At 65.4% G+C, this 15,503-nt stretch carries 13 protein-coding genes; 3 read left to right on the top strand and 10 right to left on the bottom strand.

Going from position 1 to position 15,503, the window contains the following annotated elements:
• Positions 1–7: 7 nt before the first annotated feature.
• From OLX02_RS10530 to OLX02_RS10520, 3 genes are all read left to right on the top strand, one after another.
• Positions 8–1,015: a hypothetical protein gene (locus tag OLX02_RS10530; RefSeq protein WP_264422618.1), complete on the top strand. Its 1,008-nt coding sequence runs from the start codon at positions 8–10 to the stop codon at positions 1,013–1,015.
• 31 nt (positions 1,016–1,046) lie between these two features.
• The gene (locus OLX02_RS10525; RefSeq protein WP_264422616.1) at positions 1,047–1,919 is read left to right on the top strand and encodes a hypothetical protein; all 873 of its coding nucleotides are present in this window, start codon (positions 1,047–1,049) and stop codon (positions 1,917–1,919) included.
• A gap of 67 nt (positions 1,920–1,986) precedes the next feature.
• A complete protein-coding gene (locus OLX02_RS10520) occupies positions 1,987–3,030 on the top strand; it encodes a hypothetical protein (RefSeq protein ID WP_264422615.1) in 1,044 nt (347 codons plus the stop codon).
• A gap of 25 nt (positions 3,031–3,055) precedes the next feature.
• On the opposite strand, the gene OLX02_RS10515 is transcribed toward OLX02_RS10520, so the two are convergent.
• From OLX02_RS10515 to OLX02_RS10470, 10 genes are all read right to left on the bottom strand, one after another.
• Entirely contained in the window at positions 3,056–4,258 is a 1,203-nt protein-coding gene (locus OLX02_RS10515) for a copper resistance protein CopC (protein WP_264422613.1), read from the bottom strand.
• Positions 4,258–6,489: a GumC family protein gene (locus OLX02_RS10510; RefSeq protein WP_264422612.1), complete on the bottom strand. Its 2,232-nt coding sequence runs from the start codon at positions 6,487–6,489 to the stop codon at positions 4,258–4,260. Before OLX02_RS10510 ends, OLX02_RS10515 begins: the two co-directional genes overlap by 1 nt.
• 16 nt (positions 6,490–6,505) lie before the next feature.
• Entirely contained in the window at positions 6,506–7,129 is a 624-nt protein-coding gene (locus tag OLX02_RS10505) for a polysaccharide biosynthesis/export family protein (RefSeq protein ID WP_264422610.1), read from the bottom strand.
• A gap of 110 nt (positions 7,130–7,239) precedes the next feature.
• A complete protein-coding gene (locus tag OLX02_RS10500; protein WP_264422608.1) occupies positions 7,240–8,511 on the bottom strand; it encodes an O-antigen ligase family protein in 1,272 nt (423 codons plus the stop codon).
• 208 nt (positions 8,512–8,719) lie between these two features.
• A complete protein-coding gene (locus OLX02_RS10495) occupies positions 8,720–8,977 on the bottom strand; it encodes a hypothetical protein (protein ID WP_264422607.1) in 258 nt (85 codons plus the stop codon).
• Between the two features lie 207 nt (positions 8,978–9,184).
• On the bottom strand, positions 9,185–10,606 hold the full coding sequence (locus tag OLX02_RS10490; RefSeq protein ID WP_264422606.1) for a sugar transferase: 1,422 nt from the start codon (positions 10,604–10,606) through the stop codon (positions 9,185–9,187).
• Between the two features lie 180 nt (positions 10,607–10,786).
• A complete protein-coding gene (gene holA / locus OLX02_RS10485) occupies positions 10,787–11,812 on the bottom strand; it encodes a DNA polymerase III subunit delta (RefSeq protein ID WP_264422605.1) in 1,026 nt (341 codons plus the stop codon).
• Positions 11,813–11,816: 4 nt separating this feature from the next.
• Positions 11,817–12,245, bottom strand: a complete 429-nt coding sequence (gene lptE / locus OLX02_RS10480) for an LPS assembly lipoprotein LptE (protein WP_413630187.1) — start codon at positions 12,243–12,245, stop codon at positions 11,817–11,819.
• 58 nt (positions 12,246–12,303) lie between these two features.
• Positions 12,304–14,826 carry a leucine--tRNA ligase gene (gene leuS, locus OLX02_RS10475; RefSeq protein WP_264422601.1) on the bottom strand — a complete coding sequence of 841 codons (2,523 nt, stop codon included), beginning with the start codon at positions 14,824–14,826 and terminating at the stop codon, positions 12,304–12,306.
• 110 nt (positions 14,827–14,936) lie between these two features.
• Positions 14,937–15,392, bottom strand: coding sequence for a DUF3576 domain-containing protein (locus OLX02_RS10470; RefSeq protein WP_264422599.1), 456 nt, complete (start codon positions 15,390–15,392; stop codon positions 14,937–14,939).
• Positions 15,393–15,503 lie beyond the last annotated feature (111 nt).

The following is a 15,503-nucleotide window of genomic DNA, read 5'->3' as shown; positions in this document are numbered from 1 at the left end:
CGCCATCATGACTGACGCATCGCTTCCTCCCGTCATCCTCTATGACAGCTACGGCGGCGACAACGGCCACCGCGGCGAATACTATGCCGTCCTGCATCGGCTGATCGGGATCGAGCGCACCGGCTCGATGATCAAGGCGTTGTTCGCGCGCCGCCCGGTGCTGATTGCGCAGATCGAGGCTTCGCTGTCCCGCTATGTGCTGCTCTGCCTTTTCCGGGCCATGCTGGGGCGGCACACCGCCGGATTCCTGATGCGTCCGCTGCCGGTCATCGAAGGAACGTCGGGTCGGCTCCGGGTGAAGCGGTTCTTCCTGGAACTGCTGCGCCGGATTCCCACGGTGGGGACCTTCACCATCCTGCCGTTTTCGGTCGAACCGCGCTTCGATTCCATCGCCGCACACTGGATCTATGACCTCCAGTTCTGGGATTTCCTCTATCCGGAACCTGCGCTGGAAGGGCGGCAGGAGGGAAGTTTCGCTGGTGAAATGCGCGCGCGCGCCGCTGGGCGCGCGATCTGCTGCGCGGTCGGTCGGCAGGATCGCGACAAGGGCTTCGACCAGTTCGTGAACCTCTACACCCGGCGGCCGGACCTGCGCGCGCAATGCCTGTTCGTGTTTGGCGGCGTCGTTGCCGGGCAGCTGTCGGAGGAAATGGCGGCATTCGAGCAGGCGGGCGGCCTTGGCTACGCGCGCTTCATCGATCACGAGGAACTGCTCGATCTCTATGCCAGCGCCGATCTGGTCTGGTGCAGTTATTCGCCGGACTACGATCAGGCCTCGGGCATTTTCGGACGAGCCATTCAGCTCGGCATTCCGGTGGTGGTCCGCAAGGGATCTCTCATCCATCGTTTCTGCGAGATGGAGGAACTGGCCCACATCGCCTATGATGGCGATCCCGAAGCGGCTGATTTCGCGCAGATCCCGCCCCGGCAGGACCTCAACCGCGCGGCAGAGCGTGCGCGCCTGCAAGGCGAGGAAAGCATCCGCCGGCTGCGGGCCGCGCTGGGGATGTCATGAAGGGCGGCGCCGCTGCCAGGGAGGACACCCCATGACCGAGATCCTGGGAATGGCGCTTGTTGCTGCGGTGGTGGCGGCTGCGGCGATCGATATAGCGTTGCGACGGGCGGGCGTGGGTGACTTCCCGCTGTTCGCGCGCGATCCCCGCTCGGTCTATCGCATGGGCTCCAGCCAGAAGGGCCGCTTCCGGAACCGCTACGGCTGGTCCTACAACCGGCTGGGAATGCGCATGGAAGCCGACATCGGCAGTCTTGCTGGAGGCACCATCCTGCTGGGCGACAGCATCGTCGATGGCGGGTTCAAGCTGGACCAGTCGCAGACTCTGGCGGTTCAGGTCGCTGCATCGACCGGGGAGTGCGTCTATCCCGTCGCATCGCACGGATGGGCGCTGACCAACGAGTTGGAAGCGCTTGCGCAGATGCCTGACTGGCAGAAGGCGCGGCGGCTGGTTTGGCTGGCGAACAGCGGCGATTTCGACACGATCGGCGAGGGGGAAAACGAACTTTCGTTCCCCACCCGCAACCCGCTCTGGCTCACGCTCTGGCTGGTGCGCCGGCAGCTTTATCGCAAGAATCCGCGCTGGTGGCCGGGCTACCGCCCGAAGCCGGAAAAACGCCGCAAGCCCGAACTGCGCGCAGCGACGCTGGCCCGCTTCAAGACCATGGCCGATCAGTTCGAGGGCATGATCGTCATCGTCCGCTATCCGATGCGGAACGAGGACACGTCGGCCGAGCCGTTCTGGCAGCAACTGGCAGAGATACGCCCCGGCATCCATCTCATCGATCTGGGCGAATGCCCGCAGTGGGGTGCCCATTGCTACGGCGATTTCATCCATCCGAACGCGCACGGGGTGACGGTGCTGTCCGCTTTTCTGGCGCAGGCCATTTCGGCGCGGCCGGCATGACGATCGGCGCTGCATCCATTCCCACCGGGCGCTATCCGGTCCGCAATCCTTGCAAAGGCGGTAAGCAGTGAACGGCAATTCCGACATGACGGCGCGACTGGCGCGGAAGCTCGACCAGCTCCAGGCGGGGGGCACGGACAAGCAGATCCTGTTCCTGCCGGTGGCCTGCGGCCTGGGTGGCCAGGTCACCGGGCGGGTCCAGACCCTGACTCTCGCGCTGGCGCTTGGCCGCAAGGCCGTTTTCATCGGTGTTGACGATGCCCCCTATGGCCAGACCTTTGAGCCGATGCACCTTCCGGTGGCGCTTGCGGGCGATCTCAAGGCGCTGCCGCTGGTTGATGTCACCGCGGAGCAGGACGATCCGATCGTCTGCTACGATCCGGCGCGCGTTGCGGTTCACGCGCGTTCGCTCGATGCCATCCTGCTGGAGCGCATCCACCGCGAAACCGGTGTCTTGGTGCCCGACCGGCTGGCTCTGGAAGGGTTCCTGTTCAACTGGATGAAGCCTACCGCCGCGATGCGTGCCTATTGCGAGGAGCAGCAACAGCGCCTGGGCATCGGCCACGATACGCTTGGCATCCATTTCCGGCGGGGCGACAAAGCGGTCGAGACCGCATTCGTGCCGGCGGCCGAGTTCAACCGCCGGATTGCCGCGATGCACGAGCGCTGGCCGTTCACCTCGTTGTTCCTCGCCAGCGACAGCCCCGACGCTCCGCAGGAGATCGTCTGCCCTCCGGGGGTGAAGCTGATTTTCGATACGGAGGAGCAGCGCTACAACAACGCCAACCACAAGATGCTGCTGGAGGCGCCCGAACTGGTCGATCAGGAGACCCGGGTGGCGTTCAAGAACATCTATCTGCTGTCCTGCTGCGGCGGACTGATCGGGCAGGACAATGCCCACTTCGCCACGCTCGCGGGGGCGTCGATCCTTGCGCGCGACGGTGTGGAAGAACGGATCGAGCTGATCGACGGGCGCATCGCGGAAAAGAGCTCGCCGGCATTGGCTCGCTATTTCCGGATCAAGAAGGCGTTGCGCGCGGTGGCACGCCGCCTGCTGCCGTTCATGACGATGAGTGCCCGCATGGAGCGCAGCGCCAAGCGCGGCCAGTAAAGAGAGGCCGGCGCCGGGCTCTGGTTCAGGGGGGCGGCGCGGCTTTCCGTAGCGAAATGTCGCCCAGGCGGACGATGCCCTCGCCCGGGACGAGGCCGAAGCCCAGCCAGCCGGCTTCGCAGCTGCCCTCGTAGGTCACTGTCGCCGACATGGTGCCCGAGGCGCGGTCGAATTGCCCGGTGGCCCAATCGCGCGGGTCCGGGTTGCACGAAAGCGCCGCGACAATCCGGCTTGAAGGTTTCCCGTCCTCCCCGGTGGCGCGCCAGCGGACTTCGTAGCGTCCTGGCTGAAGCAGCATGAGCTGGCGCATGAAGGACCGCGGGCGGTCCAGCTTGCCTTCCGCGGCGACGACTTGCGCTGGTCCCTTTGCCTTTTCCAGCATGAGCGACAGGCCCGCGCGCCCCAGGAACATCCAGCTCAGCGAGGCGCTGGTTTGCGTCAACTGGGCGTGGGCCAGATTGCCATCCGACACGAGCGTGCCGGCGGTGCCAGGGCACTGCGCCTTCCACGTCGCCTGCGCATCGCCATAGGCCTCGCGTGCGATAAGCTGCTCGATCATCGGCGACACGGCCTCGCATCCGAGGACCGTGCCTTGCCGGGCCATGTCGCGAAGCACCTGTCCGCGCAGCGCGAGAATATCGGTGGGCGTGTCGCGCAGGTTGCTCAGGTAGGGCTGCAACCAATCCGGGCGCTCGGCCAGCCTTTCGGCCATCGCGGCGCGGCCTTCTGGCGTGCGTTCAAGCGGATCGAGCAGGCGGCGATTGCTCAGCAATGCAGGTTCCTGCCGCAACAGCGCGTCCAGCCGGACGGCTGCATTGCGATAGTCGCTGACCGCGAGCGAGGCGTCGAGCCAGTAGAATTGGGTCAGTGGGACGCGCCATCCCATCTGGGCGGCCACACGGAAGGCCTGATCGGCACCCGGGCCGTCGTCCTTCGCATAGAGTGCCGCGCCCAGCACGGCCGCGCTTCCCGGCTCGATCGGTGTTCGTGCTACCGCCTTGCGGGCCAGCGCGAGCGCGCGGTCATTGTCGCCCAGCGATTGCGCATTCATGGCCTGGTTGCGGAGCGCTTGCGCCGCGAGCGCCGGGGGGAGCAGGCCGGCGAGAGCGGGGGTGGAACCGCCGATCCGGTCCAGCCCGCTGATGGTGGCCGCAGCGGCAAAGCCCAGGCAGGACATGACGATCAGCGTCGTCCTGCCCCGGCTGCTGCTGCGGCCAGCCGATGGCATCACTCAGCGTCCTTCTTCGAGCTTTCGCCGTACTGGTAGTAGTCGTAGCCGTAGTAGTCGGAATAGTACTGGTTACCCGCCTTGCTGGCCTCGAACTTGGTCAGCACCGCGCCCAGGATGATCGGGCGCATCGCGCGCAGGCGGCGGATTGCACCGCGCAGCGAGCCGCGACGGTTGCGGTTGGCCTCGACCACGAAGATCACGCCGTCCGCCAGCGCCGACATCAGCGGTGCGTCGGCAAGGCCGAGCACCGGAGGACTGTCGACGATCACCGTGTCGAACAGGCGGGCAGCTTCTTGGAGCAGTTCCTCCAGGCGGTTGGACGAAAGCAGCTCGGTCGGGCTGGGGGGCACGGGGCCGGACGGCAACACCGAGAGGTTGGGCTGTGCGGTCTGCACGGCGATATCCGCAAGGTTCGCGTGCGAGGTCAACAATGTCGACAGGCCGGCATCGTTGGCGATTTCGACACGGCGATGCACCGACGGGCGACGAAGATCCGCGTCGATGAGCAGCACGGTGCGGCCCATCCGCGCGAGGCCGGTGGCGATGGCAAGACTGGTGGTGGTCTTGCCTTCCGCCGGCTGCGCGCTGGTTACCTGGATGACCTTGGGCAGGCCCTCCGACGTCGAATACATCAGCGAGCCGCGCAGCGAGTTGTACGCCTCGGTTACGGCGGACTTCGGGTCTGCCAGCGCGGCGTCCGGGTCGTCGTCGCGAGCGCCCGGAATGACGCCGAGCAGCGCCATTTCGAGCTTGTTTTCGACGTCTTCCGGCACCCGGATCGAGTCGTTGAACTGTTCGCGCAGGAACACGACCATGGCCGCGGCCGCGCCGCCGGCGAGCAGGCCGATCAGCAGGTTGCGGAACAGCTTGGGCGAGGAAGGGACGCCGGGCGCCTCTGCATCGTCGATCACCGAGATATTGCTGAGGCTGACGCCAGCCACCGCATTCAGCTTCTTGTAGCGTTCCAGCAAGCCTTCGTAGACCTGCCGGTTGGTATCGGCATCGCGCGACAGCAGGCCATATTGAACGGTCCGGTCCTGCTCGGCCAGCGTGTCGTTCTTCAGGTTGCGCACCTGGTCAAGCAAGCGGTTTTCCGCATCAGTGGCCGCTTCAAAGTCGGAGCGCACCGAGTTCTTGATGTTGTTCGCGGTTGCCTGGATCTGGTCGTTGATCGACTTGAGCTGCGAACGCTTGCCCAGCACTGCCGGGTAATCGTCCTTGTGGCGGCTCTGTTCTTCCTTGAGCGACGCTTCGATCTGCGCCTTCTGGCCCAGCAGGGTGGTGATCGTGCCGTTGCTCAGCACTTCGTTGCTGGTCAGAAGCGGCGCGCTGGAGATAGCGCGCCAGCGTCCTTCGGCGACGATCCGCTTGGCGGTGGCGTCGTTGGCCGCACTATTCAGCTGAAGCAGGCTGGACGTCGTCACCGACCCGCTGCTGTCGCTGCTGCTGCCGTCCTTGCCGGTGCCGCTGGTATTGCGCGGAATGATGAGGCCGGCGCTACGTGCATATGTGTTGAGCGCGCGTTCGGATTCCTCCACCTTCTGCTTGGCAGTCTGCAACTGCTCGCCAAGGAAGCTGCGGGCGTAGGACGAACTGTCGAACTTGCGCTGCAGGTTCGACTGAATGAATTCATCGACGTAGGCATTCGCGATCTTGGCCGCCAGCTTCGGATCGGTGCTGGAGAATTCGATGGTCACGATGCGCGAATCGCGCGGCAGGACCACGTTGAGATTGCCTCGCAGCAATGCCGCTGCATCCAGCTGGGCTTGAGCCAGCGGTGTGCCGGGGGCCGGGGCGGGCGATTGCTGCGCCGCGAAAAAGGCCGGATTGCCGGCGAGGTTGAGCCGCTGGGCGACACGCAAGGCAAGGCCTCGGCTTGCGATCACCTCGGTCTGGGTCTTGAGGAAACGGTCGGTATCCCAGCCCGCGCCCTGCGATTCGTCCTGGGTGCCTTCCTCGTCGGCCATGATCCGGCCTGTGCTGTCGTTGATCTGGATCTTGGCGCCGGCAGTGTACTGCGGCGTCATCAGCAGAGTGGCGATGACGGTCAGCGACAGGGCGACGGCCAGAATGATGCCGATGACCAGCAAGTTGCGGCGGGCAACGGCCAGCATATAGCGCATATCGAGCGCCTGGCGCCCGAAACCGCCCGGGCTGCCAAATGGATCGCTGGGGCCGGTTGACCGGGACAGGCGATGACTTTCGTCTGCGTGGATGAGTTCGGACAAGGCTCTGTCTTTCCGGTCAGTTGAGAACGTTGTTGTTGAGCAGCACGAACACATTCAGCAGCGGCGCGGCCTGAAGGATATCGCGGAAGACGCCCTTGGAGTTCGAATGGCCGACGACGACCATGTCGCCCGCCAGAACGCGCGGATCGGGCGCGTTGCCCGCCCGGATCTGGCGGATGTCGAACCGTGCGCCCATGCGCTGGCCGTTGACGGTACGGAAGATCATGATCTCGTCGAGCTTTGCCACGTTGGTGGGGCTCTTGGCGCGGGCCATCGCGGTCAGCAGCGTGGTGTCCGGGCCGACTTCAAAGACCCCGGGCTCTCGCACGTCGCCTTCGACCGAGAAGGTGTTGCGGGTGCGCTCGATCACGATCACCGAGACGTCGGGATTGCGGATATAACGCGCTGCCAGCCGTGCGATGATTGCTTCGCGCAGTTGGCGCGGCGTGTGTCCGGCCGCGTCGATTTCGCCGGCAAGGGGCACCTGGATGTAGCCGTTGGCGTCAACGTAGAAATTGTCGGAGGTGAGCTCCGGTTCGCCCAGAACGCGGATCGCGAGGCGATCGTTGGGCTGGATCACTTCGTTGATTGCGGCGCCTTCGGGCTTGTCTTCGATGGCGGTATAGGCCGCCGAACCCATGGGCAGTTTGTTGTCAACGCTCTGGGCACATCCGCCCAAGGCGAACAGGGCGGCCACGCCGGCGTGCAATGCGCATTTCTTGATCATTGAGGGGCTTTCCGGAACTCGCATCATCCGGCGCGTGAACGCTCCGGAGAGGGCAACAGCAAGGCGGCTATGGTACAGACTAGGCAAGCCATCGACATTGAACGAAAGGGATAATCGACAAGCGAGTGCAGTGCAACAAGGCATAATGCTGCGCCGGCGCAAAGCAGTTGTGCATGGGCCATGGGCTCATCCTTCCGCCATTCCCGCACTGCGGAAAACGCGAAAAACCCGATCAGCCCCATCACTGCAAACACGCCGAACAGCCCTGTTTCCAAGGTGAATTCGAGATATTCATTGTGCGCCCGGTTCGGCATTGTCGCATCGACAACTTCAAGTCGCTCCGCGGCGATCATCACCGGGACGAACGTGCCGATGCCGGTGCCGAAGGGAAAACTCTCCGTGATCGCGAAACGCGTATCACGCCAGAGTTCGGGGCGAAATTCGGTGGTCCCGGTGAAGCGCGACAACACGCCTGTAACCGTGCGGTTGGATGAAAGCATCACCGCGCCGCCGGCCAGCGTCAACGCCATCACCGCGCCAATGGCGCCGATGGTGGCTGCCTTGCCAGCGCCCCTGGGCCAGGCGATGATTGCGCACGCGGGCAGCGCGATGGCAAGCAGGGCGATGCCCGAGCGCGATCCCGTGGTGAAGATGCCGACTGCGAACAGGCCGGCGACCACCGCTGTCAACGGAGGCATCGCCAGCGCAGGCAGCGGCCGACGGCGCCCCTCGTTCCAGATGCGAAGCCATGTCACGGTGGCAAGAAGCCCGACCAGCAGCACGTCTGCCTGGGTGTTGCGGTTGGCCTGGAAGCCGGTAAGCGCCCCGGACACGTCACCGTAGAAACGCAGCGCGTCGCCGCGAATTTGCGCGGCCCCCACGACCAGGCTGGCGAGCGCGGTAAGGCCGGCAGCAGCCAGCAGCCGCGTACGGTCGCGGCGACCCAGGCCGGCTGCCATCAGCAGCATCGCAAGCGGTGGCAGCATCGCAAGCAGCGAGGTGAAGGTGCGGTCCGGCGCCACCGACCAGGGCCGCCAACTATCGGCGGCACCAATCAGCTGGAGCGCGTCGAGTTCGGCCTGACGGCCTGGCAGGTTGTGCCAGAGGACTGGCGGTAGCGGGATTAGCTGAATGGCCGGAAGGGCCAGCATGACAAGGCACACGGCCAGTGCAGGGCGCGGCAGGTGCTGCCCGGCGCGATCCAGCGCAATCAGCCACCAGCCGATCAGGCCGGCGCTGACGAGTTGGAGCGCGAGTTCCGCAGAAGGTGAGGGAGTGCCGCCGCCGCCCAGCACGAGCGATGCGACAAGCAGGGCTATAGCCGGTGGCGTGGCGGCGGATGGCCCAGGCCGGGTGCTCGGGCGGGCCATCTGCCGCGCCGGATATGCTGATGCAGCAGTCATGGAGGCCAAGCTAACCTTAGCTGCCAAATAAGAAACCCCCTCCGAAGCCGAAGGGGGTCTCAAATTTCAGGTGATCAAATCAATTGGATAGAATGGCAGATCAGCCCTTGCTGTCGTTGCCGTTGTCCGTCGCGATGATGATCCCCGCGATGGCGGCAGCGGCAGCGCCGACGCCCAGAATGATCGAAGTCGAATCGCCTTCGGCCTTGCTGCGGGTACCGGTCATCGCCGGGGCGGTGCGCTTGATGGCCTTCTTCGACACTACGGGAAGGGCATCTGCCGAGCGGGTGGCCGCGGCGTTGGCGGTGCCCGACAGGGCGACGGCGAGGGCTGCGCAGCCCATCACTACGAATTTCATCGGCTTGTTCACTGCAACCTCCAGATTCGGCGTACAACAATTTGCTTAACCGACGTTACATCCAAACTCAACCTATATTGCGATGGCGAAGGTAAAAGGACGCATATGCAAACTGGCTTTTAAGTGCAAAAAACGTTGTTTATTCCGGAAAATCGTAGAGTTTCTTCGCTGTTGCAACGCTACACCGCTCGCGATGAACGGTCCGCCTCAAAAAGCTCGGTCGTGAACCAGAACGGTGAGGGTGGCAAAAACGATCCGAATGTCCCGTAGGACGGTCCACCCATCGAGGTATTCGAGATCAGCCTGAAGCCGGTTTGACAGATCTGCCTCCGAATCGGTCGCACCGCGCAAACCGCGGATCTGCGCCAGTCCGGTCAGGCCCGGCTTCAGCGAGTGGCGCAACAGATAGCGTGAATCCACTTCCCAGAACCGCTTCGAGCCGGCGAGCGATCCGATCGCGTGCGGACGGGGGCCGACAATACTCATGTCGCCGCGCAGAACGTTGAAGAGCTGCGGGAGCTCGTCTATGCTGGTGCGGCGGATGAAGGCGCCGATGCGCGTGATCCGGTCGTCGTCCTTGCTGGCCGAGCGGGCGCCTGCTGCGTCGAGTTGGGCAACCCGCATGGAACGGAACTTGTAGATCCAGAACAGGCGGTTGTTGCGCCCCTGTCGCTGTTGCAGGAAGAAGACGGGACCTCGGTCCTCGAGCCGGATCAGGATCGCCACGAGGATCAGGACCGGCGACAGCACCAGCAACGCGCCCCCGGCTATAGCCACGTCCATCGCGCGTTTGGCCGCACGGCTGCGCAGCCCGAGCGGCCCGATCGAGACGATCAGCGCGCCGAAACCTTGCCCCCGCCGGGCGCCAAGCACACCCAGCTTGGTTACTTCAGCATCGATGATTTCGCCGCAGACGTTCGAACCCTTGAACACCAGAGCCCAGTCCATCCGGCGCTCAGGCGGGCACGTCACCAGCACGCGGTCCATGTTGGCCATGAACATTCCCAACCGGTCCAGCATATGCGGATCGCTGCGGTTCGGCGAAAGGCGATGTTCCCTGGTATCGATGTGCCATGCGTGCGGTATCCGTACCGGAAACCCGCCATCGTCGAACACCAGTACGTTCTCGGCGGTCGGCCCGCAGCGCAGGCGGATCAGCGGCTGGACGAGCGCGCGCACCCACAACAGCAACGCTGCAGTGGTCACCACGCCAAGGCCGGTCGTTATTCGCGAATACTGCTGGCTGGACTTGGCAAAGAAGGCGATGAACAGCGACAGCGTCAGTGCCGCCAGCAGGGCCAGCAAGGCGCGTTTCTGGCTGGTGCGCAGCGACGTGAGCGAATCGATCGAATAGGCCTTGAGGATCAGCGCGGCGGTCCAATGGACCGGCAGCAGGATGATCCACTGTCGCTCGATGCCGTTGGCGGTCACTTCACCGAGGTAGAGATAGCCGGTGAAGAGGATGCCGACCGTGACGGCAAACCCATCCAGCAGCACGAGCATCAGGTAGCTTTGCAGGCGCCTGCGTTCGAGCGACGGGGCCAGCGGAAGCTTGACGCGCCGAGAGGCGGCCGCCTCGGCGCCCTCATGCTCGGTCGCGGGGGTATGATGTTGCTCAAGCGTCGTCATCGCACGCTAACTGTTTCCCGGTGGAATTCGTCTTGGCGAGCCGAAGAGCGACGATGCCATTTGTGCAGCATAGAACCATTTTCGTGCTTTGTTGCGCTGCAATACGTACATATCCGCTGGCTCTTGGCAATAGCCTGTCAGCCAATGCCCAGCCCTGTCTGTCGCAATGCGGGATGTGCGCTACCGGGCAGCGGCCGCCCTCGTGATCTCGGCTAGGCCTTGCGAAAGCATCAGTTCGGCGTTGCGATTGTCGCCCAGCAAGGCTGTGTGCAATTCCGTCAGCCGCGCCAGAAGTCGCTCCAGACGCCTACCGCGCCAGCGCCGCAGCTGCTGGGTCAGATCCGGCTTGTCGCGGAAAAAGACCCGCCGCGATGCCATCTCGCCTTCAAGGAAGCCGTTGATGTCGCTGCGATTTCCCAACCTTCCGGCCAGCGCTGCAAGCTGCGCTGCCCGTCGCTCGAAGGCCAGCAGCAAGCCTACCGGGTTGAGTTCCAGTTCGCGGAAGCGGGCCAGCTCCGTGCCAAGCTTGGGCGCTTCGCCCGAGAGCACAACATTGACCAAAGGCATGAAGCCATCGTCCTCGCTCGCCGCGCCGATCGCGTCGAGCGCGGCGGCATCGGCGGTTCGCGGTGCCTGCGGGCTGGCGTCCAGATAGAGCGACAGTTTTTCGATCTCGCTACGTGCCATGCGACTGTCGAGCCCGGTGGCTCGGGCGATGCGCTCGGCCAGTGCGCCGCTCAGTTGCACGCCGGCACTGTCGCCCATCTGGCGCACTGCCAGGGCCGCGGCACGCAGGTCGGGCGGGTGAAGCATGGTGACCAGCGCGTCGGGCCTGTCGCCCAGCAGCTTGGCGAGGCGTGACTTGTCGGTCGCTCCGGTGGCGACGATCAGCACGGGCCAGCCGGCCACAGGGCTGGCCAGCAGCGTCTCCACCGCATCGAACGCCTCATCGCCATTGGTGCGGACGTGGATCTGCCGCTTGTCTCCGAACAGCGAGACCGAGCGTGCCTCGTCTGCCAGCCTTACGGGATCCCGGCGTAGCTCGGCTCCGGCGATTTCGACGCGTTCGCCGGGTTCCAGCAATGCGGCGAGCGCCTGTGCGGCATCGCTTGCGCCCGCTTCGTCCGGTCCGCAGAAATAGAAAACGCTGCATTCGCGCGCGGCGCGCGGGGCCATGCCGGCGAAGGTCTTCTGGGTCGCCTTCACGCCCTTATCGGGCCTGGCGCAGCCGGACCGCTACGCGCGTGACGATCTGGTCCGCGATTTCGTGGGAGAGGTTCTCGAGCGCGGTCTGTTCGGCCGCGATCACCGCGTATTCGTTTTCGACCACATCCAGCCCGGCGTCGGCGCTGGCCGTCGCATCCAGCAGGATCGCGCCATTCGAGGCATCGACCAGCTGATAGCGCGCGCGCAGGGTGCGGCGCTCGCGCGTGATCGCGTCGTTGCCGATCAGGCCAAGGCCCTGGAGCTTTTCATCCAGCCGCACATCCAGCCGGTAACGGGGGGCCTGCTGCTTGCCCGCGCCCAGTCGGTCGACGAGCGCGTTGCGCACCAGCCAGCCGGACTGGCCCTCGATCGGCGCGACCGCCACGCTCGACACCGCGCGCGCGACTTCGCCGCTGCCGCCGCCGGCATACATCGGCGAAAGGCCGCAGCCGCCCAGCAGCGCCAGCGGGCCAAGCGCGGCGAGCAGCGCCTTACGCGACAAGGTTCACCAAGCGGTCGGGCACCACGATCACCTTCTTCACTTCCGCGCCATCGAGTGCACGCTGCACCTTGTCGGAGGCGAGGGCAAGGCGTTCCAGCTCCTCGCGCGGGGTGCCCTTGGCCACGATCAGCGTGTCGCGCAGCTTGCCCTTGACCTGGACCGCCACGGTGACTTCGTCATCGACCAGCAGCGCGGGATCGACGGCGGGCCACGGTGCATCGGCGACAAGACCCTGCCCGAAGGCGGACCATGCCTCTTCGGCAAGATGCGGCATCATAGGCGAAACCAGCAGCAGCAGGGCGCGGATCGCGACGGTACGGCTGGCAGAAGGCGCGGCCTTGTCCACCGCGCCGGTCAGTTCGTAGATTCGCGCCACGGCCTTGTTGAAGCCCAGAGCCTCGATGTCCTGCGCCACGGCGTGGACGGTCTGGTGCACCTTGCGGTCGAGCGCCTTGTCCTCTCCGGTGGCCGATGCGTCGATCTGCGAGAACAGGCGCCACAGCCGCTGCACGAAGCGCGCGCAGCCCTCGATGCCGGATTCGGACCAGGGCAGGTCGCGTTCGGGCGGGCTGTCCGACAGCATGAACCAGCGGATGGCGTCCGCACCGTACTTCGCCACGATCTCGTCCGGGTCCACGACGTTCTTCTTGGACTTGGACATCTTGATCACGCGGCCGACCTCGACCGGCGCGCCATCGGCCTTCAGCGTCGCGCCGTCGCCGGTGCGCTCGACTTCGCCGGGGCTGAAGAAGATCGGCTGGCCGTTCTCGGGATTGCGGCGCTCGTAGGTCTCGTGCGTCACCATGCCCTGCGTGAACAGGCTGCCGAATGGCTCGGTCACTTCGATCTTGCCGATGCGGGCCAGCGCGCGGGTCCAGAAGCGGGCGTAGAGCAAGTGCAGGATCGCATGCTCGATCCCGCCGATATACTGTTCCACCGGCAGCCAGCGCTTGATCTCTTCGGGATCGAACGGCCGGTCGGCGGGCTGGCTGGCGAAGCGGAGGAAATACCACGAGCTGTCGACGAAAGTGTCGAGCGTGTCGGTCTCGCGCCGGGCGGCGTGGCCGCACTGCGGGCAATCGACGTGCTTCCAGGTGGGGTGCCGGTCGAGCGGATTGCCCGGCACCGAGAAGTCGACGTCTTCGGGCAGGGTGACGGGCAGGTGCTTCTTGGGCACCGGCACCACGCCGCAGATCTCGCAATGGACGAACGGGATGGGGGTGCCCCAGTAGCGCTGGCGCGAAACGCCCCAGTCGCGCAGGCGCCACACGGTCTTGCCCTCGCCCCAGCCATCGGCTTCGGCGCGCGCGATGACGGCGGCCTTGGCCTCGCCCACGCCCATCCCGTCAAGGAAGTGCGAATGAACCAGCACGCCGTCGCCAGCCTCGGCCTCGCCGGCAAACGGCTTGTCTGCATCGTCCGCGCTTCCGGCGACGACGCGAATGATCGGCAGTCCGTACTTGGTGGCGAAATCGAAGTCGCGCTGGTCGTGGCCGGGCACCGCCATGATCGCGCCGGTGCCGTAATCCATCAGCACGAAATTGGCGATGTAGACAGGCAGGTCGGCGCCGGTGAAGGGATGCTTCGCGGTGATGCCGGTATCGAAGCCCAGCTTTTCGGCGGTTTCAAGCTCGGCCGCGGTGGTGCCGCCCTGCTTGCACAGCGCGATGAAGGCCTGCGCCTCGGCGTTGCCCTCGGCCACGCCCTGCGCCACCGGGTGATCGGCGGCGACCGCGACGAAGCTGGCCCCGAAGATCGTGTCGGGCCGGGTGGTGTAGACGTCGAGGCTGGAGCCTTCGGACAAGTCGAAGCGGAACTGCAGGCCCTGGCTCTTGCCGATCCAGTTCTCCTGCATCGTGCGGACCTTTTCAGGCCACTTGTCGAGCGTGGAGAGGCCTTCGAGCAGTTCGTCGGCGAAGTCGGTGATCTTGAGGAACCACTGGCTGAGCTTGCGCTTCTCGACCAGGGCGCCCGAGCGCCAGCCGCGCCCGTCGATCACCTGTTCGTTGGCCAGCACGGTCTGGTCGACCGGGTCCCAGTTGACGGCGCTTTCCTTGCGGTAGACGAGCCCATGTTCGTAGAGATCGACGAACAGCGCCTGTTCGTGGCCGTAATATTCCGGCTCGCAGGTGGCGATCTCGCGGCTCCAGTCGAGCGCGAAGCCAAGTCGCTTCAACTGGGCCTTCATGTTGGCGATGTTGTCGCGGGTCCAGCCGCCAGGGTGGACGCCCTTTTCCATCGCGGCGTTCTCTGCCGGCATCCCGAAGGCGTCCCAGCCCATCGGGTGCAACACCTCGAAGCCGCGCATCCGCTTGTAGCGGGCGAGAACGTCGCCCATCGTGTAGTTGCGGACATGGCCGATATGGATGCGCCCCGAAGGATAGGGGAACATCTCGAGCACGTAGCTGCGGGGCTTGGCCGACGAATCGTCGGCGCGGAAGGACTGTTCCTCGTCCCAGGCCTTTTGCCAGCGGACATCGGCGACGGACGGATCGAAACGCTCTGCGGTCATGGAGCGTCCCTCTATTGGTCCGCGCGGGTGCGCGCAACCTTCAGCAGCGGGCTTCGGCAACGGGAACCCACGCAGCCTTCAGCCGCGTGAGTTTCTCGTCGCGGGCAGGATCAGCCCTTGATCGTCTGGCGACGCAGGTCACGCGCCTTGGTCAGGATGATGTCTTCCAGCTTCTGCACCGTGGCGGCCTGCACCGGGGCGTCGACCCAGCCGCCGCCTTGGGCGACCTGGCGGCTGGCGGCGACGCGCAGCGCATCGGCGCGCAGATCCTGATCGAGGATCGAGACGGTGACCTTGACCCGCTCGTTGGGATTCGAGGGGTTGGCATACCAGTCGGTGACGATCACGCCGCCGTTGCTGTCGGTCTGGAGCAGCGGCATGAACGACAGCGTTTCAAGGCTGGCGCGCCACAGATAGGCGTTGACGCCGATGGTGGTGACCTTGCTGGCGGCAAGGTCGGCCTTCGGGCGCTCCTTGTGGCCGCAAGCGGTGGCGAGCATCGCGAGCGCGCCAATGGCGATGCCGCGCGCGAGGAAAGCCGTGGTCTTGCGGGCGGTGGCGCTCATCGTCACTTCAGTCCTGTCCTTCCTGGCGGGCCGGGGTGGGCAACCGCTGCGCATTGGCGACCGCGCCTGTGCGCGCGGCGATATGGAGCGAGCCTCTATCACCCCGGCGGC

Origin of the sequence: Novosphingobium sp. KCTC 2891 (genome assembly GCF_025938155.1) — a bacterium.
Taxonomy (GTDB): Bacteria; Pseudomonadota; Alphaproteobacteria; order Sphingomonadales; family Sphingomonadaceae; genus Novosphingobium.
This window is presented reverse-complemented; position numbering and strand designations above follow the sequence as displayed.